The 26,334-nt window shown below is 69.1% G+C and carries 23 protein-coding genes; 7 read left to right on the top strand and 16 right to left on the bottom strand.

Annotated elements, in window-relative coordinates; genetic code table 11:
• Positions 1-20: 20 nt before the first annotated feature.
• The 5 genes from AB0395_RS17975 to AB0395_RS17955 all read right to left on the bottom strand — a co-directional run bounded on the left by AB0395_RS17975 (position 21) and on the right by AB0395_RS17955 (position 5,708).
• A complete protein-coding gene (locus AB0395_RS17975; RefSeq protein ID WP_366281832.1) occupies positions 21-2,150 on the bottom strand; it encodes a DUF4082 domain-containing protein in 2,130 nt (709 codons plus the stop codon).
• A 193-nt stretch (positions 2,151-2,343) separates the two neighbouring features.
• The gene (locus tag AB0395_RS17970) at positions 2,344-3,042 is read right to left on the bottom strand and encodes a class I SAM-dependent methyltransferase (RefSeq protein ID WP_366281830.1); all 699 of its coding nucleotides are present in this window, start codon (positions 3,040-3,042) and stop codon (positions 2,344-2,346) included.
• A gap of 87 nt (positions 3,043-3,129) precedes the next feature.
• A complete protein-coding gene (gene rfbB, locus AB0395_RS17965; RefSeq protein WP_366281828.1) occupies positions 3,130-4,107 on the bottom strand; it encodes a dTDP-glucose 4,6-dehydratase in 978 nt (325 codons plus the stop codon).
• A complete protein-coding gene (locus AB0395_RS17960; RefSeq protein WP_366281826.1) occupies positions 4,104-5,171 on the bottom strand; it encodes a glucose-1-phosphate thymidylyltransferase in 1,068 nt (355 codons plus the stop codon). The genes rfbB and AB0395_RS17960 overlap by 4 nt, the downstream gene beginning before the upstream one ends.
• A 135-nt stretch (positions 5,172-5,306) precedes the next feature.
• Positions 5,307-5,708 (bottom strand): GtrA family protein, encoded by a 402-nt coding sequence (locus tag AB0395_RS17955; RefSeq protein WP_366281915.1) that lies wholly within the window; start codon positions 5,706-5,708, stop codon positions 5,307-5,309.
• A 139-nt stretch (positions 5,709-5,847) separates the two neighbouring features.
• Here AB0395_RS17955 and AB0395_RS17950 point away from each other — a divergent pair, with 139 nt between their 5' ends.
• The gene (locus AB0395_RS17950) at positions 5,848-6,855 is read left to right on the top strand and encodes a glycosyltransferase family 2 protein (RefSeq protein WP_366281824.1); all 1,008 of its coding nucleotides are present in this window, start codon (positions 5,848-5,850) and stop codon (positions 6,853-6,855) included.
• Here AB0395_RS17950 and AB0395_RS17945 read toward each other — a convergent pair.
• From AB0395_RS17945 to AB0395_RS17935, 3 genes are all read right to left on the bottom strand, one after another.
• Positions 6,749-7,600 (bottom strand): GNAT family N-acetyltransferase, encoded by an 852-nt coding sequence (locus tag AB0395_RS17945; protein ID WP_366281822.1) that lies wholly within the window; start codon positions 7,598-7,600, stop codon positions 6,749-6,751. The genes AB0395_RS17950 and AB0395_RS17945 overlap by 107 nt on opposite strands.
• The gene (gene rffA / locus AB0395_RS17940; RefSeq protein ID WP_366281821.1) at positions 7,600-8,754 is read right to left on the bottom strand and encodes a dTDP-4-amino-4,6-dideoxygalactose transaminase; all 1,155 of its coding nucleotides are present in this window, start codon (positions 8,752-8,754) and stop codon (positions 7,600-7,602) included. Before rffA ends, AB0395_RS17945 begins: the two co-directional genes overlap by 1 nt.
• A gap of 92 nt (positions 8,755-8,846) precedes the next feature.
• The gene (locus AB0395_RS17935; RefSeq protein WP_366281820.1) at positions 8,847-9,950 is read right to left on the bottom strand and encodes an ice-binding family protein; all 1,104 of its coding nucleotides are present in this window, start codon (positions 9,948-9,950) and stop codon (positions 8,847-8,849) included.
• A gap of 308 nt (positions 9,951-10,258) precedes the next feature.
• On the opposite strand from AB0395_RS17935, the gene AB0395_RS17930 reads away from it, so the two are divergent.
• The 3 genes from AB0395_RS17930 (at position 10,259) to AB0395_RS17920 (ending at position 15,386) form a co-directional block, all read left to right on the top strand.
• Positions 10,259-11,518 (top strand): nucleotide sugar dehydrogenase, encoded by a 1,260-nt coding sequence (locus tag AB0395_RS17930; protein WP_366281819.1) that lies wholly within the window; start codon positions 10,259-10,261, stop codon positions 11,516-11,518.
• Between the two features lie 236 nt (positions 11,519-11,754).
• Entirely contained in the window at positions 11,755-12,447 is a 693-nt protein-coding gene (locus AB0395_RS17925) for a hypothetical protein (protein ID WP_366281817.1), read from the top strand.
• A gap of 11 nt (positions 12,448-12,458) precedes the next feature.
• The gene (locus AB0395_RS17920) at positions 12,459-15,386 is read left to right on the top strand and encodes an AAA family ATPase (RefSeq protein ID WP_366281815.1); all 2,928 of its coding nucleotides are present in this window, start codon (positions 12,459-12,461) and stop codon (positions 15,384-15,386) included.
• A 44-nt stretch (positions 15,387-15,430) separates the two neighbouring features.
• On the opposite strand, the gene AB0395_RS17915 is transcribed toward AB0395_RS17920, so the two are convergent.
• Both AB0395_RS17915 and AB0395_RS17910 read right to left on the bottom strand, forming a co-directional pair.
• Positions 15,431-15,661: a DUF397 domain-containing protein gene (locus AB0395_RS17915; protein WP_366281813.1), complete on the bottom strand. Its 231-nt coding sequence runs from the start codon at positions 15,659-15,661 to the stop codon at positions 15,431-15,433.
• Positions 15,662-15,683: 22 nt separating this feature from the next.
• Positions 15,684-16,508, bottom strand: coding sequence for a helix-turn-helix transcriptional regulator (locus AB0395_RS17910; protein ID WP_366281811.1), 825 nt, complete (start codon positions 16,506-16,508; stop codon positions 15,684-15,686).
• A 190-nt stretch (positions 16,509-16,698) separates the two neighbouring features.
• Between AB0395_RS17910 and AB0395_RS17905 the strand changes: the two genes are divergently transcribed.
• Complete coding sequence (locus tag AB0395_RS17905; RefSeq protein WP_366281809.1) at positions 16,699-17,106, top strand: ATP-binding protein; 408 nt, start codon at positions 16,699-16,701, stop codon at positions 17,104-17,106.
• Positions 17,107-17,243: 137 nt separating this feature from the next.
• Positions 17,244-19,070 (top strand): M14 family zinc carboxypeptidase, encoded by a 1,827-nt coding sequence (locus AB0395_RS17900; protein ID WP_366281808.1) that lies wholly within the window; start codon positions 17,244-17,246, stop codon positions 19,068-19,070.
• An 89-nt stretch (positions 19,071-19,159) separates the two neighbouring features.
• Here AB0395_RS17900 and AB0395_RS17895 read toward each other — a convergent pair whose 3' ends face one another.
• Positions 19,160-19,969 (bottom strand): methyltransferase domain-containing protein, encoded by an 810-nt coding sequence (locus tag AB0395_RS17895; RefSeq protein WP_366281807.1) that lies wholly within the window; start codon positions 19,967-19,969, stop codon positions 19,160-19,162.
• A gap of 187 nt (positions 19,970-20,156) precedes the next feature.
• Here AB0395_RS17895 and AB0395_RS17890 point away from each other — a divergent pair, with 187 nt between their 5' ends.
• The gene (locus tag AB0395_RS17890; RefSeq protein ID WP_366281804.1) at positions 20,157-20,723 is read left to right on the top strand and encodes a hypothetical protein; all 567 of its coding nucleotides are present in this window, start codon (positions 20,157-20,159) and stop codon (positions 20,721-20,723) included.
• 315 nt (positions 20,724-21,038) lie between these two features.
• Here AB0395_RS17890 and AB0395_RS17885 read toward each other — a convergent pair whose 3' ends face one another.
• The 5 genes from AB0395_RS17885 to AB0395_RS17865 all read right to left on the bottom strand — a co-directional run bounded on the left by AB0395_RS17885 (position 21,039) and on the right by AB0395_RS17865 (position 26,290).
• Positions 21,039-22,583, bottom strand: a complete 1,545-nt coding sequence (locus AB0395_RS17885) for an aldehyde dehydrogenase family protein (protein ID WP_366281803.1) — start codon at positions 22,581-22,583, stop codon at positions 21,039-21,041.
• A 100-nt stretch (positions 22,584-22,683) separates the two neighbouring features.
• The gene (locus tag AB0395_RS17880; protein ID WP_366281802.1) at positions 22,684-23,115 is read right to left on the bottom strand and encodes a cupin domain-containing protein; all 432 of its coding nucleotides are present in this window, start codon (positions 23,113-23,115) and stop codon (positions 22,684-22,686) included.
• A 36-nt stretch (positions 23,116-23,151) separates the two neighbouring features.
• The gene (locus AB0395_RS17875; RefSeq protein WP_366281800.1) at positions 23,152-23,961 is read right to left on the bottom strand and encodes a carbohydrate ABC transporter permease; all 810 of its coding nucleotides are present in this window, start codon (positions 23,959-23,961) and stop codon (positions 23,152-23,154) included.
• Complete coding sequence (locus tag AB0395_RS17870; protein WP_366281798.1) at positions 23,958-24,980, bottom strand: sugar ABC transporter permease; 1,023 nt, start codon at positions 24,978-24,980, stop codon at positions 23,958-23,960. Before AB0395_RS17870 ends, AB0395_RS17875 begins: the two co-directional genes overlap by 4 nt.
• Positions 24,977-26,290 carry a sugar ABC transporter substrate-binding protein gene (locus AB0395_RS17865; RefSeq protein WP_366281797.1) on the bottom strand — a complete coding sequence of 438 codons (1,314 nt, stop codon included), beginning with the start codon at positions 26,288-26,290 and terminating at the stop codon, positions 24,977-24,979. The genes AB0395_RS17870 and AB0395_RS17865 overlap by 4 nt, the downstream gene beginning before the upstream one ends.
• Between the last annotated feature and the right edge of the window lie 44 nt (positions 26,291-26,334).

Here is a 26,334-nt window from a genome sequence, read left to right as displayed (position 1 = left end):
TCTCACCTACATCATCTCTGTCAGTCGATGTCGAACGCGACGTCGACCCAGTAGTTCGTGGCCTGGTAGCCGCTGCCGGGGAAGGCGTTCACGGCACTGTAGGCGTAGACGCCGTTGGGGCCGTCATCGCCGTTGGCGAGCGCGGTGAGCGGGCCGCCGGTGTGCGCCGTGTCGAAGTAGTGCGCCGTATAGGAAATATGGCCTGACGTCGTGTGATACGAGATGACATATGTGGTGTCGGCATTGATCGCGACCGGCGACGCGAAGTTCACCTGTTGCCAGCCGGAGGCGGACTCGCCGGTGAAGGTGGCCTCCGCCAGGAGGTCGCCCGAGGCGCTCCACAGGCTTCCGGTGTGCGTGCCGGTGTTGTCCGGGCCCTTGTAGAACCGGACGCCCCTGACCCTGCCGTCGGTGACCGCCCTGAACTTCGTGCCGACCACGACGGCGCTGCCGTCGGGGTCGGATGTGACATCGGGGGTCTCCGAGGTGCCCCACAGGCCGTCGAACGGGGTGAACACCACGTCCACCCAGTAGTTGGTGGAGATGTAGGACTTGGTGGGGAAGACGCTGGTCGAACCGTAGGCGTACACGCCGTTGTTGCCGTCGACGCCGTCGGCGAGCGCGGTGAGCGGGCCGTTGGAGTGCGGCGTCTGGAAGTACTCCAGCGTGTAGGAGAAGTGCCCCGCCGAGGTGAGATACGAGGTGACGTAGGTGGTGTTCGCGGTGACGGTGACCGGGGTCGCGAAGTTCACCTGTTGCCAGCCGGAGGCGGACTCGCCGGTGAAGGTGGCCTCCGCCAGGAGGTCGCCCGAGGCGCTCCACAGGCTTCCGACGTGGGTTCCGGTGTTGTCCGGGCCCTTGTAGAACCGGACGCCCGTGATCGTGCCGCTGACAGCCGCCCTGAACTTCGTGCCGAGCACGACCGCGCTGGAGACCGGATGGGACGCGACGGCCGGGGTCGCCGCGTCGTCCCACAGGCTGCTCGTCACGGTCTGGAGGACCTGGGGCGACTTGCTCGGGGCGAAGTGGACGATGCCCTCGCTGGAGGAGGTGTCGCCACCCAGGTAGACGGCGATGATCGGATGCTGCCCCGCGGGGAGGGCCGAGGTCGCGAACGTGGCCTCGCCGGAGAGGTCGACCGAGTCCGTGCCGAGGACGGTCGAGCCCTCCTTGAAGGCCACCGTGCCCTGCGGGACGAGCGTCCCCGAGACCGGGCTCACCGTCGCGGTGAAGGTGACCGCCTGCCCGCTCCGCGAGACGCCGGCCGATGTGGTCAGGGCCGTGGTGGTCGGCGGGTCGTTCGGCACCGTGACCCGGGTTTTCGGCGGGGTCGAGGTGCCCTGCAGGGTGACCGTGCCGTTGACGGAGAAGACGCGGCCGAACACGGCGGCCCCGCTGCTCACCGCGGCCGAGCTCAGCGACAGGACGTTCCCGCGGAAGGTGGAGAAGGTGCCCAGCGTCGCGGCGGTGCTGAGCTGCCAGAAGACGTTGTCCGCCTGCGCGCCGCCGGTGAGGGCGATGTTGCTGACGTTCGAGGTCGACAGGGTCGAGGCCTGGAAGATGAAGACCGCGTCGGGATCGCTCTGCGCGTCGAGGGTGAGCGTCCCGGTTATCGAGAAGCCCCCGCCCGCGGTGGTGTAGACGCCCGGGGCCAGGGTCGTCCCGCCGAGCTGGGCGGCCACGGTCGCGGTCGGCGTCCGTCCCGCGGCGTCGTTGTAGGCGGCGTTCAGGGCGGTCTTGGCCTGCGCCGCGATGGGGTCGCCCGCGTAGGTCGTCCCGTTCACCACGCCGGGCGGGAAGCCGGTCACCGAGCTGCCCGGGCTCACCCCCAGGTTGCCGGTGACCGTGGTGAGGTTCGTGTTGGCGACCGAGCTGGCCAGGACCGCGAAGGAGCCCGCGTAGCCGAGGTTCACCGGCTGCGCCGCGCTCGCGCGGCCGGGTGTGCCGGCGACGACGCCCATCGCCAGGACGCCCGCGAGGGCGATCACGAGGCAGCGGCGGCCCGTACCGCGGGGGACTCGGGGGAGGAGACGACGGCGCACACCGCCGGTGCTCCACGGGGATCGCGCGTGGCGGCCCTTCGCGGCCGCCCTCTCCAGGCGCGAGGCGGGCCGTCCTGTGGCCGCCTCGCGGTCATGTTTCGTCGGCACGGCCGTGACGGCCGATCGTATCCGCGGGTTCCCGGTTCGCGCCCGGACGGTCAAGCCGCGGTCATGGGGGTGTCTCACACAGTAGTTGTACTGCAGATATATCTTACTGTTATGATGCGATCACGCTATGTAATGCTAACCTTTCCGGGGCGATGTCCCCGGTGGTCACTCCAGTCACAGCCCGGCTGTCCCGTCATCGGAGGCGGTGCGCGCTCACGACGAGGGAGACCCCCGGCAGTGACTTGACCGGCAGAAACCTCTCGGCCACGATCACGGCGGTGAGGGCCGCGTTGACCAGGGGTGGCGTCTCCATGACGTCCGATCCCGAGGTGTGCTTCCTGCGCCGTGCCACGACCGGTCTGAGCAGGACGTTCCAGCTCCACATGCGGTCGATCACCAGGCCCGCTCCGGTCAGCAGGGCGCCCAATCCGTCCCGGGTGTAGCGGCGGACGTGGCCGGACGCCACGTCGTGCGCCGACCACAGCGCCATGTCGCAGGGGACGGTGATCAGCGCGGCCCCTCCCGGCCTGAGCACCCGCACCAGCTCGCGGGCGGCCAGGTCGTCCTCCTGGATGTGCTCCAGCACGTCGAGGGCGAGCACCAGGTCGAACCCGCCGTCCGGCAGCGGCAGGTCCCGCGCGTCCGCGTGCACGGCCTCCAGGCCGCGCTCCCTGGCCAGCTCGACCGCGGTCTCCGAGTAGTCGGCGACCAGTGCCTTCCAGCCGTGCTCGACGAGCACGCGGGTGTTGCCGCCCCCCGCCGCGCCGAGGTCGAGCGCGCGGCCGGGTGCGCCGAGCCTGCGCAGCTCACGGGCCAGGATGGCGCGTCGCTCGCGATACCACCAGTGCCGGTCCTCCAACTCGACCGTGCGGCGAATCTCCGTGGCTTCCATGGGCCCTCCTGGATGCGGTGCGTGTGCGGGAAGAGGGGATGCGTGCGGGCGGCGGGTACGCGGGGGGAGGGAGAGGGCGCGCGGCGGTCACCGGCCCGCCGCCTTGAGGCGGCGCCACCAGTCCGGGTTGTCGCGATACCACCGCACGGCTTCGGCGAGTCCCTCGTCGAAGCCCACCCTGGGCTCGTAGCCGATCGCCCGTATCTTGCCGCTGTCCACGCTGTAGCGCAGGTCGTGCCCCGGCCTGTCCCGCACGTGGGAGACCATCTCCCAGCCGACGCCGAAGGCCGCCAGCAGCCGCTCGGTGAGCTCCCTGTTGGTCAGCTCGACCCCGCCGCCGATGTTGTAGACCTCGCCGGGCGAGCCCTTGTCCAGCACGAGCTGGATGCCCCTGCAGTGATCGTCGACGTGCAGCCATTCGCGGACGTTCAGGCCGTCGCCGTACAGCGGGACGGGCTGCCCGTCGATCAGGTTGGTCACGAAGAGCGGGATGAGCTTCTCCGGATACTGGTAGGGACCGTAGTTGTTCGAGCAGCGGGTCACCCGCACGTCGAGGCCGTAGGTCCTGTGGTAGGCGCGGCAGAACAGGTCGGCGCCCGCCTTGGCGGCCGAGTAGGGGGAGTTGGGCAGCAACGGCTCGGCCTCCGTCCACGAGCCCGCGTCGATGGAGCCGTACACCTCGTCCGTCGAGACCTGGACGACCGTGCGCACCTCGGCGTCGAGGGCCGCCTGCAGGAGGCGTTGCGTGCCCTGGACGTTGGTGGGCACGAAGTCCCCGGGACCGGTTATCGACCGGTCGACGTGGGTCTCCGCCGCGAAGTTCACGATCGCGTCGTGGCCGGGCGCGACCTCGGCGAGCAGCCGGGCGTCGGCGATGTCCCCCCGCACGAACCTCAGGCGCGGGTTCTGGACGACGGGGACCAGGTTCGCCAGGTTGCCCGCGTAGGTGAGCTTGTCCAGGACCGTCACCTGGGCGTCCTCGTACCCGGGATGGCGTCCCGACAGCAGGGACCGGACGTAGTGGGAGCCGATGAACCCGGCCCCGCCGGTGACCAGGATCCTCATGACATCACCTGGATCCTGCTGTGGTCGCCGACCATGAGCTGGTTCGCGTTCGGCACGCCCTCGGCCCGGACGACCTCGACGTTCCTGCCGATCAGGGAGTAGGTGAGCCCGGAGACGCCTCTGATGGTCGAGTCTCCGAGCACGATGCTGTACTCCACCTCCGCGCCCTCCACCACGCATCCCTCCCCGATCGAGGTGTAGGGGCCGATGTAGGAACCGTTGATCCTGGCGTGGGCGCCGATGACCACGGGCCCCCGGATCACCGAGTTCTCCACCGAGGCGCCGGGGGCGATGACGACGCGCCCGGTTATCTCGCAGGGACCGTCGACGATTCCCCGAATGTCCGGCTCGATCGCCTCCAGGACGATGCGGTTGCACTCCAGCATGTCCTGCAGCCTGCCCGTGTCCCTCCAGTAGCCGCTGACGAGGTGCGAGTGGACGCGGCCGCCGTTGGCGATGAGCCACGTGATCGCGTCCGTGATCTCCAGCTCGCCGCGCGCGGAGGGTCGGATCGCCCTGACCGCCTCATGGATGGCGGGCGAGAAGGTGTAGACCCCGACGATCGCGAGATCGCTGCGCGGGTGCTCCGGCTTCTCCTCGAGCCTGAGGATCTCGCCGTCGGGCCCTAGCTCGGCGACCCCGTAGAACTGCGGCTCCTCGACCTTCGTCAGGAGGATCTGGGCGTCGTGCTCCGCCTCGCGGAACGCGTCGACCAGGTCGCGGATGCCGTCGACCAGGAAGTTGTCGCCCAGGTACATGACGAACGGCTCGTCCGCGAGGAACTCCCTGGCGATCAGGACGCAGTGCGCCAGCCCGAGCGGAGCCTCCTGGGGGATGTAGGTGACGTCGAGCCCGAACGCCGAGCCGTCCCCGACGGCCTGCCGGATCTCCGGTCCCGTGTCGCCCACGATGACGCCCACCTGGGTGATCCCGGCGTCCCGTATCGCCTCGAGCCCGTAGAAGAGCACCGGTTTGTTGGCGACCGGGACCAGCTGTTTCGCCGAGGTGTGGGTCAGCGGCCGTAGCCTCGTCCCCCTGCCACCGGCCAGAACGAGTGCCTTCATCGCTTTTCGAGGTCCTTCCGCGAAGAACGCATGGTCACAGTGACCACCTGTCCATCCGAACCTACGGGGGCGCGTACTCGATGGATCTTCGCCGTTCTCCGCCTTTGCCGAAGGACGTGATTAATGTTGCCCTGATCAGATGTTCGCCCGCCTGCGGAACGTCCACTTTCGGTGGATGACATAGGTCAGCGGGGGGTTCACGGCTATTATCAGCAGCTGGGCGATCATGATGGGAATTCCGGCCAGCTCGACCAGGAGCGGCAGCCCGACGAAGGACGCCACGAGAAAACTCAGGCCGACCGTGTAGAACCGCAGGTAGCCGGGGAGCCATGGCTCTCCGGAAACGCGGAAGACCACGATCCTGAACCAGGGGTAGACAATCGCCACGGTTATCATGTGGCTGGCAAACGCCAGGAAAAGATAGGAGACCCTGCCTTCAGTCACCAGCAATGCTAGATAAAGGAGGGCGTAATACACCGCGGCCGTTACGGCGCCGGCCAGCAGATATGTGATGCGCTGGCCACCAAGTGCCGACATGGAGGATGGCCGTCCGAAATGTGAATCCCTGTTCCGGGCGGATCTGGTTTCCAGTTCAACCATAAAGCGGTCACTCCGGATCGTGGTGGGACGGAATCAAATTAACTGTAGTCGGCCGCGATGAACAATCGGAGGATTGATGTCGGTGTCGGTGGTTATTCCGTGTTACCGTTCCGCGCGGACTCTTCCGGCGCTGGTGGCCAGGCTCATGCCGGTCCTCGCCGGTCTCTCCGTCCGGCACGAGGTGATCCTCGTCGTTGACGGCAGCCCGGACGACACCTGGGAGACGGCCGTCGAGCTGGCCCGCGGGACCGACGGCGTCCGGGCGCTTCACATGTCCCGCAACTACGGTCAGCACAACGCGCTGATCGCCGGTATCCGGGAGGCGGAGTTCGAGGTCGTCGTCACCATGGACGACGACCTGCAGCACCCGCCGGAGCAGATCCCCCTCATGCTGGCGGCGCTCGAGGGCGACCGCCTCGATCTGGTGTACGGCGTCGCGCACCAGGAGGAGCACGGGTTCCTGCGGAGCGTCGCCTCCCAGTCGGTCAAGGCCGGGATGGCGGGTGCCCTGGGAGTCCAGGCCGCACGGACGATCAGCGCCTTCCGGGCTTTCCGTACACGCCTGCGCGATGGGTTCGAGGGGTTGTCCGGGCCGCACGTGTGCATCGACGTGGCCCTGTCGTGGGCCACGACGCGAGTCGGTTCGGTGAAGGTGCACATGATGGAGCGTGACCACGGCCGGTCCAACTACACGCCACGCCTGCTGGTCCGGCACGCGGTGAACATGCTCCTCGGCTACAGCACCGCCCCCCTCAGGGCGGCGAGCTATCTCGGATTCCTCATCGGCGTCGTCGGCCTGGTGCTGGGCGTCACCGTGCTGTGGCGCTTCGCCGTGGGCGACACGACGGTCGCGGGGTTCACCACCGTCGCGTCGATGATCGCGATCTTCTCCTCCGCCCAGCTCATCTCCATCGGCGTGCTCGGCGAGTACGTCGGCCGCATCCACGGTGGCGGGATGGGCAGGCCGACCTACGTGGTCAGTGAGCGTGCGGGCCCGTTGGCCGCCCTCGACTTCCCCCGGAGGCCGGGGGGCGCGGGCGTTCCGATGCGCGCCGGGGTCGGCTCCGGGTCAGATGAACGGTGAGGAGGGTGTGGGCGGGTTCGAACCCGTACCTCGCCCACGCCCGCTGCACCCGGGTGTTGTGCCCCTGGGTCGAGATGACGACCTCGGCCGCGCCGCGGGCCAGCGCGCGCTCCTCGACCCCTCTCAGCAGGTGGGCGTACAGGCCCCGGCCCTGCGCCTGCGGGACCACGCCCGCGAGCAGGATCTCCGTCCTGCGCTCGTCCTCCTCGACCGTGGCCAGCCCCAGGAGGCGTGACTCGTCCGGCCCGGCGGCCCGGCCCCGCAGCGCGACGCATCCCCCCTCGGCCACGGATCTCAGCGCCCATTCCCGGTAGCCCGCCAGTGCCGCCGCGGGGTCGAAAAGGGGGTTGGCGAGGTAGTGGTTGCCGTACATGGCGAAGATGCCGGAGATCGACTCCCGTACGGCGGCCTGGTCGGCCGTCTCCTCCGTCCACAGGTCCGGTGACGGCTCAGGCGCGCGTCCCCGCCCCGCGCGCAGCCGCCAGTACGCCAGGGAGTCGGCGAACACGGCGGTCCTGCCGAGCGCGGTCAGCTCGGCGAACCAGCCGACGTGCTCGGCCGGGTAACGGAGCACGATCACGTCCGCGGCCGACCCGCCTACGGCCTCGCGGACCGCGGACAACGACGCCTCCGACATCACGGGAACGGTGAGACGCTCGACCGAGCAGCCGAACCTGGCGGACTCCAGCGGGGACTCCCACGCCTGTACGGCCGCCTCCGACTCGATCACGTCGTGCCACCCCATCAGCGCACCTCGTAGGTCAGGACGGCCTCGGCCACCCGGGTGACGCCGGCCTCGTCGAGGCCCGCGAACAGCGGCAGCCGTACGAGGCGGTCGGCGACCTGCTCGGTGACGGGGCAGCCGCCGGGGGCCGTGCGGCCGTACCTGGTCCCGGCGGGGGCGGTGTGCAGCGGCTGGTAGTGGAACGTCGCCTGCACGCCCCGCTCCGCCAGGTGCGCGACGAACGCCTGCCGGTTGCGCAGGTCGGGCAGCAGCAGGTAGTACAGGTGCGCCGGGTGCGCGCAGCCCTCGGGCAGGACGGGCTGGGACACGCCGTTCTCCGCCGCCCAGTCGGCCAGCCGCTCGTGGTAGGCGTGCCACACGGCGTGCCGCAGGGCCTGGATCCCGTCGAACGACTCCAGCTGCGAGGTGAGCTGCGCGGCCAGGACGTCGGACGGCAGGTAGCTCGACCCGATGTCGACCCACCGGTACTTGTCCACCTGCCCCCGGAAGAAGCGGCTGCGGTCGGTGCCCTTCTCCCGGATGATCTCGGCACGTGTGACCAGGTCCGCGTCGTTGACGAGCAGCGCGCCGCCCTCGCCGCACTGCACGTTCTTCGTCGAGTGGAAACTCTGGGCGGCCATCCGGCCGAAGGAGCCGAGGGGCCTGCCCCGGTAGGAGCCGCCCAGTCCGTGGGCGTTGTCCTCGACGAGGGCCAGGCCGTACCGATCGCAGATCTCGGTGATCGTCTCCATCTCGCAGGCGACCCCCGCGTAGTGGACGATCACCACGGCCTGGGTGCGGTCGGTTATCGCGGCCTCGATCAGCCGCTCGTCCACGTTCAGCGTGTCGGGCCTGCAGTCGACGAACACCGGTACGGCCCCGCGCAGCGCGTAGGCGTTCGCCGTCGACACGAAGGTGAACGACGGCATGATCACCTCGTCGCCGGGACGCAGGTCGAGCAGGAACGCCGACATCTCCAGCGCGTGCGTGCACGAAGTGGTCAGCAGCACGTGCTCCGCCCCGGTCAGCTTCGCCAGGAGCCGGCCGGCCCTGCGGGTGAACGGCCCGTCCCCGCAGGTCGATCCCTGCCGCAGGGCCTGGGCGAGGTAGCCGAGCTCGTTCTCGGACATGTACGTCCGGTTGAAGGGAATGGTCTCCTGTCCGGCTATGGTCATGGCCGCAGTGAATCCGCGGCGAGCGGGAGAGGGGCCCGCCGACACACGCCGTTTGCTCGTCGCGTGTGCGGGTTATTACGCATTCCTTGCGTTCATCCCGAGCGTACGGCCGCTGCGGCGAGCACCTGCTGCGTCAGCGCGGCCGACCTGCTCGGCGCGAAGTAGATCCAGAACTCCAGGTCGGCGGTGCCCCGGCTCACGTAGACGGCGGTGATCTGGTGCGTGCCGACGCTGAGTCCCGTGGTCGTGAACTTGGCGACCCCCGTGAGGTCGGTCAGGGCCGAGCCGAGGGGTGTCGACCCATCCCTGAAGATCACCCGGCCGGTGGGGCTCGGCAGGCCGGTGGCGACGGCCTGCACCGTGGCGGTGAAGACGACGGGCTGCCCGCTCACCGAGGGGTTCTGTGAGGAGGTGAGCGTCGTGGTTGTGCGCGGGAAGTGCCGCTGCGGCACGACCACCCGGGTCGGGGGAAAGACGGTCGGTCCTTCGAGGGTGACCGTGTTGCTGAGCGCCGCGGCGCGGCCGTAGAGGTTGGTGCTCCGCCCGATGGTGATCGAGTTCTGCGCCAGGATGTTCCCCACGAAGGTGGACAACGGCCCCAGGGTCGCCTGGTCGCCGACCTGCCAGAAGACGTTGTCGGCCTTGGCGCCGTTGATGAAGCTGACGCTGCTGGACCGCGCCGTCGTCAGGGCCGAGTCGGCCTGGAAGATGAAGACCGCGTCGTTGTTGCCTCCGCCGTCGAGGATGAGCCTCCCGTTCAGCGTGAAGGTGCCCCCGGACGCCTTGTACACGCCGGTGGTCAGGGTCGTCCCGCCGAGCTCGGCGGCCAGGGTCGCGGTCGGGGTCTGTCCCGCCGCGTTCGCGTAGGCCGCCGCCACGTCGGCCGCGACCTGCTGCGCCTCGCTGTCGCCGAGGTGGACGGTTCCGTTGCGCACCCTGCCCGGCGGGAACCCGGTCAGGGTGGAGCCCGGGCTCACGTCGACGTTTCCGGCGAGGAGGACGAGGTTCGTGCCTGCGATCGCCCTTCCGGCCACGACCGCGCTGTTCACGGCCGTTCCGAGGTCGATCGGGTCCTGCATGGCGCTCAGGGCCTGGGACGTCGCGGCCAGCGAGCCCAGCGTGCCCACGATCAGCAGGACGGGGGCCAGCCAGTACCGGAGGCGTCGGGACAGGCGTGGGTTGTCAGCGTTCGTCATTGATGATCCTTATGCCGGTGACGCCACGTCGGCGATGCCGCCGTCACGAACTCGAGTCCGGGTGGTCAGGGAGACCGGTCCCATGGGCGTGAGTCTGACGAAACGATCAACTTTGCCGGAGGTGGACATCCCGGGTTGACGATGCTCTTGCGGATCCTTTGCGAGCGGCCGGGGAGGGACGCCGCTCCCCGAGCCGTGCCCGGCCGTCAGGGGCGACACGCCCGGTTCGCCGTCGAATCGGCGGTGCGGCGGTCACGGCCTCCTACAGTCGGGGGCGTACCTCATCTCGAAGCGACGGGGGTCCTGACATGGGGGAAAAGCTGGTCGTCGTCGGTCAGGGCTATGTCGGCCTGCCCCTGGCGATGCGGGCGGTCGAGGCAGGGTTCGACGTCGTGGGGATCGACGTGGACGAGTGGCGGGTCAAGCGGCTCGACGCAGGCCAGTCCTACGTCGAGGACATCGGTGACGACCTGCTGGCCGCGGCCCACGACTCGGGCCGTTACCTCGCCAGTACCGACTACGCCGACGCCGAGACGTTCGACGTCTGCGTGATCACGGTCCCGACGCCTCTGCGGGAGGGTGTGCCCGACCTGCGCCACATCGACTCGGCGGGCCGGTCCCTGGCCCCGCTGGTACGGCCGGGCGCCACGGTGATCCTGGAGTCGACCACCTATCCGGGAACCACGGAGGAGTACCTCAGGCCGCTGCTTGAGGAGGGTTCCGGGCTGTGCACGCCGGAGGACTTCTTCCTCGGCTACAGCCCCGAACGGATCGACCCGGGCAACTCCCGTTGGCGGCTCGACAACACGCCGAAGGTGGTCTCCGGGATCGACGACGCCTCGCTGGAGAGGATCAGGGCGTTCTACGAACGGATCGTGCGGGAGGTCGTTCCCGTCTCCTCACTGCAGGTGGCCGAGCTGTGCAAGCTTCTGGAGAACACCTTCAGGCACGTCAACATCGCCCTCGTGAACGAGTTGTCGATCTTCGCAGAGCAGCTCGGCATCGACGTCTGGGAGGCCATCGACGCCGCCTCGACCAAGCCGTTCGGCTACATGCGCTTCACCCCCGGCCCCGGCGTCGGCGGGCACTGCCTGCCGATCGACCCCTCGTACCTGTCGTGGAAGGTCAAGCGCAGCCTGGGGCACAACTTCCGCTTCGTCGAGCTGGCGAACGACATCAACGACCACATGCCGGAGTACGTCGTCCACCGGTTGCTCCTCGGACTGAACCAGCGGAGCAAGCCGATCAGGGGCAGCCGGGTGCTCGTGCTCGGGCTCGCCTACAAGAAGAACGCCGGAGACTGCCGGGAGTCGCCCGCCATCGAGGTGGCCAGGGCCCTGTGCAAGCTGGGGGCCGAGGTGCGGGCCGCCGACCCCCACGTGGACACCTGCCTGCTGCCGCCGGAGATCGAGATCGTCAGGCCGGTCGAGCGGGAGCTGGAGCGGGCGGACGCGGTGGTCGTCCTCACCGACCATGACTGCTTCGACTACGAGCTCGTCCAGCGGGCGAGCGGTTACGTCTTCGACACGCGCAACCGCTGCCGGGGGGTCAACGTCGAGCGGCTATGAGCCGGCGGGGCCGCGGGAGGAGGCGAGAGGCCGGGACCGGAGAGCCGGCCCGGGAGCCGCGGAGCCGTACGGCCTCGCGGCACCCCATCTCGACCTAGCGATCTGTAACAAGTGAAGACAATTTATCGCCAAGATTTGGTCAAGATTTCCAGGATGGTCGGGCTGTGGAAGGGAGGGCATACTCAGAAAACGGGCACAACTATCTTGTTGGCCCGTAAAGCGGAGGTATAACCCTGGTGGAACGGTCAAAGGCCAGGTTGGTTGTGATCTCGACGGCGGTCGTCCCCCTCATGGCGGGCGGGCTGATCGGGTGCGCGAGTCCGGAGTTCACCTACGTCCGCCACGATGACGGGCAGACCTATTTCAAAGTGCCCGTGGCCTGGCGGAAGGTCGACCAGGAGGCACTGGACAGGGCGATGACGGGTCAGGACCCCGAGTCCGCCGCCGCCAGTCTGCGCAGGAAACTCGTCTGGTCGATCGCCTACGACGCGAACACCAGCCCCTCCGCGGGCCACCTCCTCGGCTACGGCACCGGCGACGAGCCGTTTGTCTTCGCCAGGGTCGACAAGCTCCTTCCCGGCCAGCGGGACGCGATCTCGCTGAACGGCATGCGCAACTCGGTCATCCCCGTCACCGAGACCCTCCGGGCGGAGTACGCGCAGCTTCCCGGTTACCCGCTGACCGGGTTCGAACTGCTCGCCGACGAGGTCCTCCAGCCCGGGGACGGGCTGCGCGGGGTGCACGTGCGGTTCAACTACACGGTCAGGGGGGCAGGTCTGCAGACCTTTGATCTCACCTCCTACCTGGCGGGAGACGGCAACCAGATCTCCACCTTGCTGATCCGCTGTTCGGCCGGCTGCTATCGCAGGCGCGCCGCGGAGTTCGACGGGATCGCGCAATCGTTCAAGGTCAAGCGACTCACCGGGTGAGGAGCCCGCATATGACGTCACCCCCGCCGTCCCCGAGCTCGGAGGGCCTGCGCGCGCCCGGCTCCGGCCCGACCGATCCGCATCCCGTCACCCGCAAGCGCATGCCGTTCTGGGACCGGGCCAAGTTCGTCCTCATCCTGACGCTCGTCTATCTCATCCTGGTCTGGAATGAGATGGCCTCTTACGAGGGCATCATCACCGTCCGGGACGCCATGATCAGAATCACCGTCACCGCACCGTGGATCTTCTGGCTGCTGGGAGCGGAGATCCTGCGGCAGCTCCACTTCCTCGCCAGCGAGCGTTCCGCCGGCTACCACCGCTTCTGGACCCTCGGGGTGTTCGGCGGGTTCGAGCGCTGGAGCCACCGCCGCTTCTCCGACTGGAACCGCTTCAGGCTCGCGCGCGCCGTCAAATGGGTGTTCTGGATCGGGGTGCTCGCCCTGGTCCTCGGCGAGGTGCTGAAGACCTCGCCCGCGCTCGCGCTGTTCCAGGCCCCCGCGCTGCTGTGGCAGGCGCTGCCGTACGTGGGGCAGCTCGCCTTCGCGTTCATCTTCGTCGCCTTCCAGTTCCTCGGCCTGTTCTGGCTGCTGTCGCGGGGCGGGGTCGAGACCTACTTCCCCGACGACATCAAGACCCGCTTCACCGACGTCTGGGGGCAGGACCACGTGGTCGAGCGGGTCAAGGAGAACATCGTCTTCCTGGAACGGCCTGACGAGATCGAGGAGCGGGGCGGCTACGTGCCCAGCGGGCTGCTGCTGTGGGGACCGCCGGGCACGGGGAAGACCCTGATGGCCGAGGCCGTCGCGGGGGAGACGGGCAAGCCGTACGTGTTCGTCGATCCCGGCGCGTTCGTCAACATGTTCATGGGCATCGGAATCCTGAAGGTGAAGTCGCTGTTCAGGAAGCTCCGCAAGCTCTCCCTGCGGTACGGAGGCGTGATCGTCTTCTTCGACGAGGCCGACTCGCTCGGGCGCAGGGGCTCGCTGGCCCAGCAGGGGCCAAGGGGCGGTTTCGGCCTCTCCCCACACTCCGGCGGCTGCCATGGCTTCGGCTACCTGACGGAGGACACCAGGTCGCTGCTGGCTGGGAGAGGGGCGCGCGGGCCCGCGGCCGAGGAGCCGGACAGCGGCCGCAGCCGCTTCTACATGGGCGGAAACCTGGGCGGTGGCGGGGACCCGGGAACGCTACAGGCCCTGCTCACCGAGCTGTCCGGCCTGAAGAAGCCGCGCGGCATCGTCAACCGTCACGTCCGCAGGTTGCTCGGCATGCGGCCGAAACCGCCGCCCAGGTACCGGATCCTGGTCATGATGGCGACCAACATGCCCAACTCGCTGGACGAGGCGTTACTGCGGCCCGGCCGCATCGACCGCATCTACAAGGTGGGCTACCCCTCGAAGGCGGGCCGGGTGCGCACCTACCGGGGCTACTTCGACAAGGTCCGCCACGAACTGACCGAGGAGCAGCTGGACAAGCTGGCCACCATCACGCCGTACGCGACCGGCGCCACGATCAAGGACCTGGTGAACGAGTCGCTGATCACCGCGATCCGCGACGGCAGGGAGGTCATCACCTGGGCGGACGTGACCAGGGCGAAGCGGCTCAAGCAGCTCGGGCCGCCGGAGGACGTGGAGTACATCGAGCGCGAGCGGCACGCGGTGGCCGTACACGAGGCCTGTCACGCGGTGGCCGCCTACCGGACCCGCTACCACCTCGAGATCGACATCGCCACGATCGAGAAGGGCGCCGACTATCTCGGCATGGTCGCGAGCATCAAACCCGAGGACCAGTTCACCCGGTGGAAGTCCGAACACGAGGCCGACATCATGGTCTCCCTCGCCTCGCTGGCGGGGGAGCGGATGTTCTTCGCCGAGGACAACTCCTCGGGCGTCTCCGGAGACCTGTACTCCGCCACCTACCTCACCGCGCTGATGGAGGCGCACTGGGGCATGGGACGCGGGGTCACCTCGGTGCCCGCGCTGCAGGAGCTGGAGATCATGGGTGGTAAGTCGATGCCGAAGCCGGGAGGCGGCGGGGGCATCGGCTTCACCAGGCCCCCGGGCGGCGGGCAGACGCCGGGCCCCGACGTGCTGGGCGAGCGCATCGAGTACAACCTGGTCCGCCTGCTCGACGCTACGGAGGACCTGCTGCGGGAGCACCGGCGCGAGGTGCTCTGCCTGGCCCACGCGCTCGAGGTTCACAAGACCCTCAACGGGGAGGACGTGATCGCGGTTCTCGAGCACCGGCAGGGGCCACTGGCCGACGGCTCGATCTACGCCTCGGACGCCTTCTACGCTGAGATCGAGGAATATCACCTGGAGGCCGCTCGGGCGCACCGCGAGCACAGCCGCGTGGAGCGAGAGCTGCCGGTTCCGGCGGCGCAGCCCCGTCTCGAACCCGCGGGGGCGCTCGTCCAGGGGGCGCTCGTGATCGGCGGCGGGTACGGTCACGCTCACGGGCCGCGGGCCGCCGTGTTCGCCCCCGTTTCCGCCGCCGCGCATCCTGGGACGACGGGACCGGAGTTTGTGCGGTGGGGCGAGGACGGCGGGGTTTCCGAGCCTCCGCGGGCCGGTGGGGAGCCCGTCGAAACCCCGGTGCGACGGCGGCGCACGCGTGTTTTGCCGGTGGTCGTGGCCAGCCTGGTCATGCTGGCGGCGTTCACGCTGCTCGGCGTGTACCTGATCGGCGCGAGGGCGGGTGAGGCGGCGGCCACGACCGGCTCAGGGGCACTCCTGGCGGCGCTCGCCGCCGCGGTCGCGGCTCTCGTCGCGGCCGTGGTCGTCCTCATGGTGATAAAGAACGCGCAGGCCGCCCGTGCCGTTGCCGAGGCCCAGCGGGACCGTGCCGTCGAGCGGGCCCAGCTTCTCGCGGCCGCGATGGAGCCGGGAACGGCCATGCGGGTACTCGGCTACGACGGTAACGGCGGCCCGCGGGGCGGCTGAGACCTTTCGGGGGAACCGGGAGACCGGTTCCCCCGAAAGGTGGCTCAGCCGAACTCGCCGTCCTTCACGCCGCCGACGAAGGCGTCCCACTCGCCCTGAGTGAACGCCAGCGCCGGGCCGTCGGGGTTCTTCGAGTCGCGGACGAGGTAGAGCTCGCCGGCGCCGGCCTTGTGCGCGGCCAGAGCCGGGTCACCGGGAACGACCGCGACCTCCACGCAGTCCCCTCCGTTGGTGCTGCGGCTGCTCTTGCGCCATACGACGCTGGACAGATCCATCGATGGTCCTCGTACTCTCTTCCTATGGACTGGAACATCGCCTCGCCATCTGGGCGATGAAGGTGGCCGACGCCTCGGCGCCGAGAGCCAGTGCCGACAGGCTGCCGAACATGAGGGTGTAGCGGCGCACCTCCTCCGGGTCTTCGGGCATGAGCCCGCTCGTGGCCTGCTCGAGGTAGACCAGATCGGGATCCTCGGGCTCGGGGAAGCTGAGCAGGCAGAACTTGCCGTCCATCGCGGCGTGCGCCCCCGAGGAGAAGGGGATGACCCTGATCTCCACGTTCGACAGCTTGCCGAGGTCGACGAGGTGTTCGAGCTGCTCGCGCATCACCGCGCGGCCGCCGATCTGACGCCGGAGTACTGCCTCGTCGAGTAGTGCGACGAGTTGGATCGGGTCACCGGGGCCGTGCAGCAGCTGCTGGCGCGAGATGCGCACGGAGACCTTCTCATCGACCTCGGAGGGGGCCTGGGTCATGGCGGTCGCCTCGATGACGGCGCGTGCGTACGGCTCGGTCTGCATCAGGCCGGGAACGACCAGTGGCTCGTAGGTGCGCACCACCGACGCTTCCGCCTCCAGCCCGATATAGGAGTCGAAGCCAGGTTTCAGCGCCTGCCGGTGCCGGTGCCACCAGCCACGCTGGCGGGCTTCCCTGGCCATCTGGATCAGGGAGTCACGGGCCTCCCCGGTCACGCCGTACACATCGGTGAGGACCGACACGTCTGAGGGTCTCGGACGGGTCAGACCCGTCTCGTATCTCCAGAGTGTGGTGTCGGTGGAGCCGATCCGTTCAGCCACCTCCACCCGCGTCAGTCCGCTGTTCTCTCTCAGGCGGCTCAGCTCCGCCATCAGACGGCGATGCCGCGCCGTTGGACTACGCCGGGGAGCCATGCGCATACCTCCGTCCCAATGGCAACGAAACTGAGGAATCTCAATATGAGCTATTGAAGTCCCTGATAGAACAGTTCACCGTGAGTGAGTGTGCCATCTCAGAGCGCGATGCGCATAGAAATGTGCGTGTCGGGGAGCGGGGCCAACCATGGCGATCGTGCAACGGATCCTTCCACCTCGATCCACGGTGACCCTGCGGGGAGTGCCGGAGTCGGTCTCGGTGGCGAGGCACAGGGTCAGGGGTTTCCTCGGCGAGGGCCATCCGGCCTCGGAGGACGTCGTCCTCCTGGTCAGCGAGGTGGTGACGAACTCGGTGGTCCACTCCGCCTCCGGCGAGGGAGGGAAGGTCGCGATGACCGTGGCGCTCGGCTCCGGCACCGTGCTGGTCGAGGTGTCGGACGCCGGTTCCGGGGCGTCCACGCCGCACGTGCGCAACGACCCGCAGGCGGAGAACGGCAGAGGGATGTTCCTGGTCGACCTCCTCGCGAGCCGGTGGGGGATCAGGGACGGCGCCCGGAGCGGGCGCAGGACGGTCTGGTTCGAGGTCGACTTCTGACCCCGAGGTTGGGCTCTTGGGTTTTGCCCGCATTCGTACACACCCGAAAATTTGGGTCTTTGCGGATCGACATCTTTGCCTGACTCTCAGTGCAGGTGCGTGACAACCCCCCGAGAGCGCGCCTGAGGAGGACACAGGTGAGACGCCGTCTGATCGTGGTACTCGCGGTCCTGGCGCTGTTGAGTCTCGGCATCACCGCTGCGGGCGCGTCCGTCGAACCACCGCCGAACAGCCAGTACAGAGTCCAGGGCCCGAGCAGCTCACAGCAGCGCAGCGCCGTCGCGGCCACCGGAGCCGCGATCGACCAGGTCGACGCGACCTCGGTCGTGGTCACCGCAAGTGAGAGCGAGGTCGCGTCGATCAGGAAGCTGGGCTACACGGTCACGAAGATCCCCAGGTCCTTATCCCGCGAGGCACGGCCCTTCGACTTCCCGCCCGCGGACTCCGGCTATCACAACTACGCCGAGATGACCGCCGAGATCAACCAGATCGTCGCCGCCCATCCCGCGATCGCCAGCAAGAGCAGCTACGGCACCTCCTACGAGGGCCGTGACCTGATCGCCGTAAAGATCAGCGACAACGTCGGCACGGACGAGAACGAGCCCGAGGTGCTGTTCACCCACCACCAGCACGCCAGGGAGCACCTGACCGTCGAGATGGCGCTGTACATTCTCCACCTGCTCACCGACAACTACGGCACGGACAGCAGGATCACCTCCCTGGTGAACTCGCGCGAGATCTGGATCATGCCGGACCTCAACCCCGACGGCGGTGAGTACGACATCGCGGGCGGCTCCTACCGGTCATGGCGCAAGAACCGCCAGCCCAACTCCGGATCCTCCTATGTGGGCACCGACCTGAACCGCAACTGGGCCTACCAGTGGGGCTGCTGCGGTGGCTCGTCCGGCTCCGCCTCCAGCGACACCTACCGCGGCTCGGCGGGGGAGTCGGCACCCGAGGTCAGGGCGGTCGCCAACTGGGTGCGCGGCAGGGTGGTCGGCGGTGTGCAGCAGATCAAGGCGAACATCGACTGGCACACCTACAGCGAGCTGGTCCTGTGGCCGTACGGCTTCACCAACGACGACACCGCCCCCGGTCTGACCCAGGACGACCACGACGCCTTCGCCGCGCTCGGCAGGAACATGGCCTCGACCAACAGCTACACCCCCGAGCAGTCCAGCGACCTCTACATCACGGACGGGTCGATCGACGACTGGATGTGGGGCGCCTACAAGATCTTCAGCTACACCTTCGAGATGTACCCGACCAGCTCCTCCCCGGGGTTCTATCCGCCCGACGAGCAGATCGTCCCGCAGACGACCCGCAACCGGGAGGCGGTGCTTCGCTTCCTGGAGTACGCCGACTGCGTCTACCGGATCATCGGCAAGGAGTCCCAGTACTGCGGCGGCACCGGCAACCCGCCGGTCACCGTCTACTCGGACACCTTCGAGACGGGGACCGGCTGGACCGCCAACCCCGCGGGCACGGACACCGCGACCCTCGGCCAATGGGAGCGCGGAGACCCGGAGACCACGAGCTCCAGCGGGACCAAGCAGCTCGGCACCACGGTCAGCGGCACCAACGACCTGGTCACCGGGCGCCTGGCGGGCTCCTCCGCCGGTGACTACGACGTCGACGGCGGTACGACGAGCATCCAGTCGCCGCCCGTCACCCTGCCCGCGACCGGCACCCTGAGGCTGGGCTTCTCCTGGTACCTCGCCCACGGCTCCAACGCCTCAAGCACCGACTTCCTGCGCGCCAAGGTGGTCGGCTCGACCACGACCCAGGTGTTCCAGCAGCTCGGCGCCGCCGCCAACCGTGACGGTGCCTGGGCCACCGCGAGCGTCGACGTCTCCGCCTTTGCGGGACAGACGGTCCGGATCGTCTTCGAGGCCGCGGACGCCTCGACCGCCTCCCTGGTCGAGGCGGGAATCGACGACGTCAAGATCACTCAGCAGTCCTGACCGCGGTCCCGGCGACCCTTCGGGGGCGTCCCGTGTTGTGCGGGGCGCCCCTTCGGCGTTCCTCTCCGCGGCGGCCGTACGGCGGGGCGTCAGGGGCGGCAGAGCAGCTCGCCGTGCAGGACGGACAGCCAGCCGTCCCGCTCTGCGGCCCAGGTCAGCCAGCCGCCGGACATCCGACGCAGGTCCTCCTCCGTCGTGGCCCCCAAGGCGATCGCCTGGCGGGCCATGTCGGACTTGAGGATCCGCTCGGCCCACATGCCGCCCCACCAGTCCCGGTCCTCGGGCGTCGCGAAACACCAGGCCGAGGCGGAGACGGTGACGTCGGTGAAACCGGCCTTGTGGGCCCATGACAGCAGCTGCCTTCCCGCGTCGGGCTCACCGCCGTTGCCTCTGGCGACCCGCTGGTAGAGAGCCATCCACTCCTGGAGCTCCGGCAGGTGGGGGAACCAGGTGAACGCGGCGTAGTCGCTGTCGCGGACCGCCACGATCCCGCCGGGCTTGCAGACCCTGCGCATCTCCCTCAGGGCCTGGACGGGGTCGCCGACGTGTTGCAGCACCTGGTGGGCGTGGACGACGTCGAAGGTGTCGTCGGGGAAGTCGAGGGTGTGCACGTCGGCGACGGCGAACTCGACGTTGGGCACTCCCCGCCGCTCCGCCTCCGCCCTGGCCAGCGCGAGCGCCTCCGCGGTGACCTCGACGGCGGTGACCACTCCCGGCGAGACCAGGGCGGCCAGCTCCGCGGTGATGGTGCCGGGGCCGCATCCCACGTCCAACAGCGACATTCCGGGCCGCAGGTGCGGCAGGAGGTAGGCCGCCGAGTTCTCCACCGTGCGCCAGCGGTGGGACCGCAGCACGGACTCGTGATGACCGTGGGTGTAGACGGCGTCCTTGGACGTCATGGCTGATCGCTCCTTCGGTCGGCTGGACCAACCGTAGCATTCATCTCATATTTTAAGAGAAATCGTCTCAAAATATGGTCGTTACACATTTCGCATGGTTCAGACACTTGCTGTGACGGGGAAGCGCGCTCACACTCGGGTCCGGTATCGGTGTCCCGGTACCGGTGTCACCGTGGGGGTGGTCCTCGTGACCGAGGAGTTCAGCACTAGTGAGACCTGGCCGATGGAGTGCCTGCGTTGCTGGCACGTCTGGCAGGAGGAGTACCTCGTCCGTCATCTGACCGACGGGCACGGACACGACGTCGTGGTCTGGCTGCGGGCGGGCGCGCTGGTTCAGCCGCCCTGGTCGGGGGTGAGCTGTCCGAGCTGCGGGCACAGCCGCGTGACGGCGTTCCCGCCGGGAAGCCGTTCGAGGCCGGGCGCCGCGTCCGGCCTGCCCACGCCCGCCTCTGTCGCAGGGGCCGTGGCAGGGTCCGTGGTAGGGCCCGGCGCGGGCTCGGTCGCCGGGCATGTCGCGGAACCGGTCGTGGGGGCCGGGGCGGGAGCGGGCGCTCAGGGCACCGCGGAGCGGGCGGCGGTGCGGGAACGGATCGGGACGGACGGTTCGATGTCCGCGCGCTGGGCCGGCAGAGTCCGAGGCAGGGTGATGTCGGGCCTCAACCGGCAGCCCGTCCTGCTCTGCGCCCTGCTCGGGATCGTGTTCCTGCTCGTCACCGGCTTCGAGGTCGCCGAGCGCGTCGTGACGCACCACTAGCGGGCGGCGCGGCCGGAGTCCGTGAGGGACCGCGCCGCAGCACGCGGCCCCTCACGTGTCCCGGCAGGGCTGACGGCCCTCCAGGCGGGTTGACGGTCTCGCGCGGGCCGTACCGGGAGTCTCCGGTACGGCCCGCGGGCCGTCGTACGGGGGGACGGGAGCCGCGCCCGGCTTCCGTGCGGCAGGGCGCCTGCGCGGGAAGCCGACGCCGACCGGTCCGCTCCACGGGGGCGCACCGGCTGCCGGGGCATCCGCCCGTCCTCACCAGGAGGCATCCCGCGATCATGATGGGGAGAACCTCCAGGCACGGCAAAGTCAGAGCCTGAAGTCCAGATCGGGGACGATCTCGGCGACGTCCATCTGGGCCTTCTGCAGCCTGCCCGAGTAGTCCCAGTTCAGTGCCTGCCAGCGGGTGAACTGGTCGAGCACCCACACCCCGGACTGGCGGCTGCCGTTGCCCGACTTGCCGTTCCCGCCGAAAGGCAGGTGGGCCTCCGCACCCGAGGTCGAGTTGTTGACGCTGACCATGCCCGCCCCAATGCCCGCGCGGAACCGGAACGCGGCCTTCGGGTCGGTGGTGTAGATGGAGGACGACAGCCCGTAGCCGGGCCGGTTGGCGAGTCCGACCGCCTCGTCCAGGGTCGCGAATCCCGTCACACCCACGATCGGGCCGAACGTCTCCTCGAGGAACAGTCGGTCGTCGGCGCGCACGCCGTCCACAACCACCGGGTGGTAGTAGAGGCCGCCCTCCCCGGTGAAGTCCCCCCTGGGGTTCTCCCCGGTGATCCTGCCCGTCGGCCCCGAGACGACCGTGTGGTGCGGCTGGATCCAGCCGAGGTACTCCTCGTAGCGGGAGGCGAACTTACGGTCGAGCAGCGGCCCGCACAGCACGTCGCCCGCCGGGTCGCCGATCGCCGCCTCCGCGACGGCCCGCGTGTAGCGGCCGAGGAACTCGTCGTGGACGCTCTCGTGCACGATCACCGTGCCGAGCGAGGTGCAGCGCTGCCCGGCCGTGCCGAACCCGGCGAACAGGGCGCCCTCGACCGCCAGGTCCAGGTCGGCGTCCGGCATGACCACCATCGGGTTCTTGCCGCCGAGCTCCAGGCAGGGCGACTGCAGGTGCCGCCCGCACAGCTCGCCAATCCTCCGGCCGACCTCGGTCGACCCGGTGAACCCCACCTTGTGCACCGTGCCCTCGCCGAGCGCCGCCTCCAGCCCTCGATAGGCTGTCGGCCCGTCGGCAAGGACCAGGTTCAGCACGCCGTCCGGCAGCCCGGCCACCGCGAACAGCCGGTAGAGCGCGTGCGCGGAGGCCGCGGCGTACTCGGCGGGCTTCCACACGACCGCGTTGCCCGCGAGCAGCGCCGGGACCAGGTACCACGAAGGCACCGCGACGGGGAAGTTGCCCGCCGTGATCACCGCGGCGACCCCGACCGGGACCCTGAAGGTGAACAGGTTCTTGTCCGGCATCTCGGACGGGACCGTCTGTCCGTAGAGCCGCCGCCCCTCGCCGAGGAAGAAGTCGCATGTGTCGACGATCTCCCGGACCTCGCCCAGCGCCTCGGCGTACGGCTTGCCGATCTCCCTGGTGACGAGGTGGGCCAGCGCCTCGGCGTTGGCCTCGACCAGTCGTCCGATCGAGGCGATCACCCTGCCCCTGACCGGGGCGGGGACACACGCCCACTCGGCCTGCGCGGCGGCGGCCGTACGGCAGGCGGACGAGAACGTCTCCGCGTCCGCCAACCTGACCCGCGCGACCACCTCGTCCAGGCGCGCCGGGTTGACCGAGTCGTAGGCGTCGCCGACCGTGCCGTCGGACGTCTGCTTCCCCCCGATTACGGAGACGATCTCATCGGTCACCGTTGACCTCCTCGTATGGTTGTGACCGCATTCTTCCCATGCCGGGGAGGGCCGTCACGCCGCGACGCCCAGATCGTGCGAGACGCGGATCACCCGGGGCTCAGATCATGCGGAAGTCGGCGAAGTCGAAGCCGGGGGAGACGACGCAGCTCACGAGCACGCTCTCGTCTCCGGCGGGGCGGGCGGCCTGCCAGGTGCCCGCGGGCACCAGCGCCTGCGGGACCTGACCGGCCTCGACCAGCGGGCCGAGGGTCACCGTGCCGGTCGGCTGGCCCTCGTGGCCGCCGAGGATCAGGGTCAGCGGGCCGCCCCTGTGCCAGAGCCACACCTCGTCCGAGCGGACCACGTGCGGGCGCGACTCCTGCCCCGGCTCCAGCAGGAAGTAGATCCCGGTCGCCGTGGCCCGAGGGCCGCCGTACCCGGGCGGGGTGAGATCGACGGAGGTCCTCCAGGTCTCCCGGTACCAGCCCCCCTCGGGGTGGGGGAGCAGGTCCAGGGCCTCGGCGAGCGGGGGACGGGCAGATGTCGTCATAACGCAGATCCTAGGGAGCGCGCGTCCCCTCAGGGATCATCCCTTGAGCGCGCCGCCGAGAAGACCGGAGACGAACTGCCGCTGGAACAGCAGGAAGACCAGCATCAGCGGGAGGGTCGCCAGGAAGGCACCCAGCATCAGCCCCGCGTGGTCCACGTGGGACAGGCCGATCAGGTGGTTCAGCGCGACCGGGACGGTGAACCGTTCCTCCGAGTTGAGCATCAGCAGCGGCCAGATGAACGCGTTCCACTGGCCCATGAAGGTGAAGATGACCAGCGCGCCGAGCTGGGGTCTCACACAGGGCAGGACGATCCTGTAGAAGATTCGCAAGTCACCCGCGCCGTCGAGACGGCCGCTCTCCAGCAGTTCGTCGGGGAAGTCCAGGAACGCCTGGCGCATCAGGAAGACACCGAAGGAGTTGGCCAGGAACGGCACGATGATCGCCTGGTAGGTGTCGACCCAGCCGATGCTCGCCATCATCTGGAACAGCGGGACCAGCAGCACCTGGAAGGGGATCATCATGGTCGCCAGCACCACGCCGAGCAGTAGCCCGCGCCCTCGGAACCGGTACTTCGCCAGGCCGTACCCGCACATCGCGGAGACCAGCGCACTGAGCGCGGTGTAGACGACCGCCGTCCAGACACTGGTCGCCATGACCCTGGAGAAGTGGACCGTCTCCTCAAGCCCGGCGAGGTTGGCCAGCAGCTCGCCGCCGGGCAGGAACGGAGGAGGAGCGGCGAACAGCTCGCCGCCGTCATGGGTGGCCGCGACGACCATCCAGTAGAACGGGACCACGCTGACCACCGCGCCCGCGGCGGCCAGGAGCCACACCAGGGCCCGCTTCACGACCGCTCCCTTCCGAAGTAGCGGAACTGCAGATGGGAGAGGCCGCCGATGAGCGCGACCACGACCCAGGCGATGGCCGCCGCGTAGCCGAAGTCGAACTGGCGGAACCCCACCTGGTAGAGGTAGAGGATCGGGGTGAGCGTCGCGTCCGAGGGGCCACCGCCGGTCAGCACCAGCGGCTCGTCGAACAGTTGCAGGGTGCCGATCGTCGAGGTGATCGAGCAGAACAGCACCACGGGGCGCAACTGCGGCAGGATCACGCGAAGGAACGTCGTCAGCGGCCCCGCGCCGTCGATCGCCGCCGCCTCGTACTGCTCGCGTCCCACGGCCTGCAGCCCGGCCAGCAGGATGATCGCGTTGTAGCCCGTCCACCGCCAGGTGACCGACGCGATCAGCGCGATCCTGGCCGGGAACGGGTCGTTGAGCCAGTCGATCTGCGCGCCCAGGACCTGGTTGACCGCGCCGCCCTCGGTTCTGAGCAGCACACGGAAGACCACCGCGTAGGCGACCAGGGTCGTCACCGCGGGCAGGAAGTAGGCGGTGCGCAGCGTGGCCCGGAAGCGCAGCCACGACTGGTTGAGCACGTAGGCCAGCACCAGGGCCAGGCCGATCATGATGGGGACCTGGACGAGCAGGATCAGCCCGGCGTTCACGAGCGACCGCAGGAACGACGGGTCGTCCAGCATGCGCGTGTACTGCTCCGCCCCGGCCCAGCGGGTGATCCCGCCGTCCGTCGTCTGCAGGCTCTGCGCGAACGAGGCGGCCAGCGGGTAGGCGAAGAAGACCAGGAACAGCGCCGCCGCCGGTCCCGCGAAGAACCACGGGATCGTACGGCTCCGCCAGAGCGCAAGGGCGGCAGGGCGGAGCGGAACGGGGGTCCCTGGGGTGGCCTGAGACGTCGTGAGGAGTCCAGGCCGGGGCGTCGTGAGGGGGGTCACGCCCGAGGCGTCGTCCTGGAGACTCCCGTCAGAGGCGTCGTCCTGGAGCGTCTCGCCCGGGGCGTCGTTGCGGGACGTCACGGGAAGATGGGGCGCTTGGTCGCGGAGGAGATCCGCTTCGCGGCCTCGTCAAGCGCGGCCTTCGGGTCCTCGCCCTCCAGCAGCACGCCGGAGACGGTCTTCTTCAGCACCTCCCGGGCCTGGGGGTCGTCCCCGGTCAGCTCGACCGGCGGGATGTCACGCACCTCGTCGGCGAACAGGCGGTTGACCCGCTGCCCGCCGAAGTACGGCTGCGACTGGTCGAACAGCGGATCGGTCAGCGCGGGCAGGTAGGCGGGGAACAGCGCCTCCGTCTTCATCATGGAGACCTGGCTGTCCTTGCGGGCGAGCAGCCACTCGACGAACGCCCACGCGGCGTTCTGGTTCCTCGTCTGAGAGGTGATCGCCAGCGCCGAGCCCCCGTTTGCCGAGGTGCGGACCCCGTTGGCGTCGAAGGCGGGCAGCGGGACGACCCCGAACCTTCCCGAAAGCTCGGGCATCTCCGCGGTCAGCGTCCCGGTCCACCAGGCGGCGGTCGGCTGGGTCGCCGCCTTGCCCTCCTTGGTCGCGGTGACCATGCCGTCCCAGCCCTTCTCGTTCTGCGGCAGGTCCTTGTCCCTGAGGGTCTTGAGCAGGGTGAGGGCCCTGACCGCGGCCGGGGTGCTCACCGCGACCTTGCCCTCCTTGAAGTAGCCCTGGCCGAGCTGCTGGAGCAGGGTGGTGAACATGTCGGGGTTGGTGAGGTCGGAGACGAACAGCCGCTTCCCTGTGGCCTGCTTGATCTTCTCGCCTGCCTTGATCGCGTCGTCCCAGGTGATGATGGACCCGGGATCGATCCCGGCCTGCTTGAAGTAGTCGCGGCGGTAGAACAGCGCTACCGGGGCGGAGTCCCACGGGAGGGCGAACAGGCCGTTGCCCGACGTCGCCGCGGCCCATTTGGCCCGGTCGAAGTCCGCTTTGTATTTGCCCGCGACAGCGCTCAGGTCCACCAGGCCGCCGGGGAAGTTCTCGGCGTACCCGGCGATCCTGGCGTCCTCCAGGGTGATCACGTCCGGCAGTCCCGAGCCGGACTTGAGCCCGACCGTGATCTTGTCGTAGGCGTTGTCGTAGCCGATGTCCACCACCTGGACCTTGACTCCCGGGTTGGCCTTCTCGAACTCGGGCGCCATGCGCTGTAGCGCCTTCGCCGCGACGTCCCATGACCAGATCTTGATCTCTCCGGAGAGCTCGCCGCCGGTGCTCTGCGCGATTTTCGGCGTCTCCTTGGTGGGGACACCGCCGGTGGCGCACCCGCTCATCGTGAGCAAGCCCACGAGCGTGACCCCTGCGATGACGTGGACTTTCTTCGTCATGCCGCTCCTCGGCGAACAGTACTATGTCATGTTGTGAATACTGA

Origin of the sequence: Streptosporangium sp. NPDC051023, from assembly GCF_040689595.1 — a bacterium.
Taxonomy (GTDB): domain Bacteria; phylum Actinomycetota; class Actinomycetes; order Streptosporangiales; family Streptosporangiaceae; genus Streptosporangium.
The sequence above is the reverse complement of the archived record's forward strand: the minus strand, read 5'-3'. Positions and strand labels throughout refer to the sequence as shown.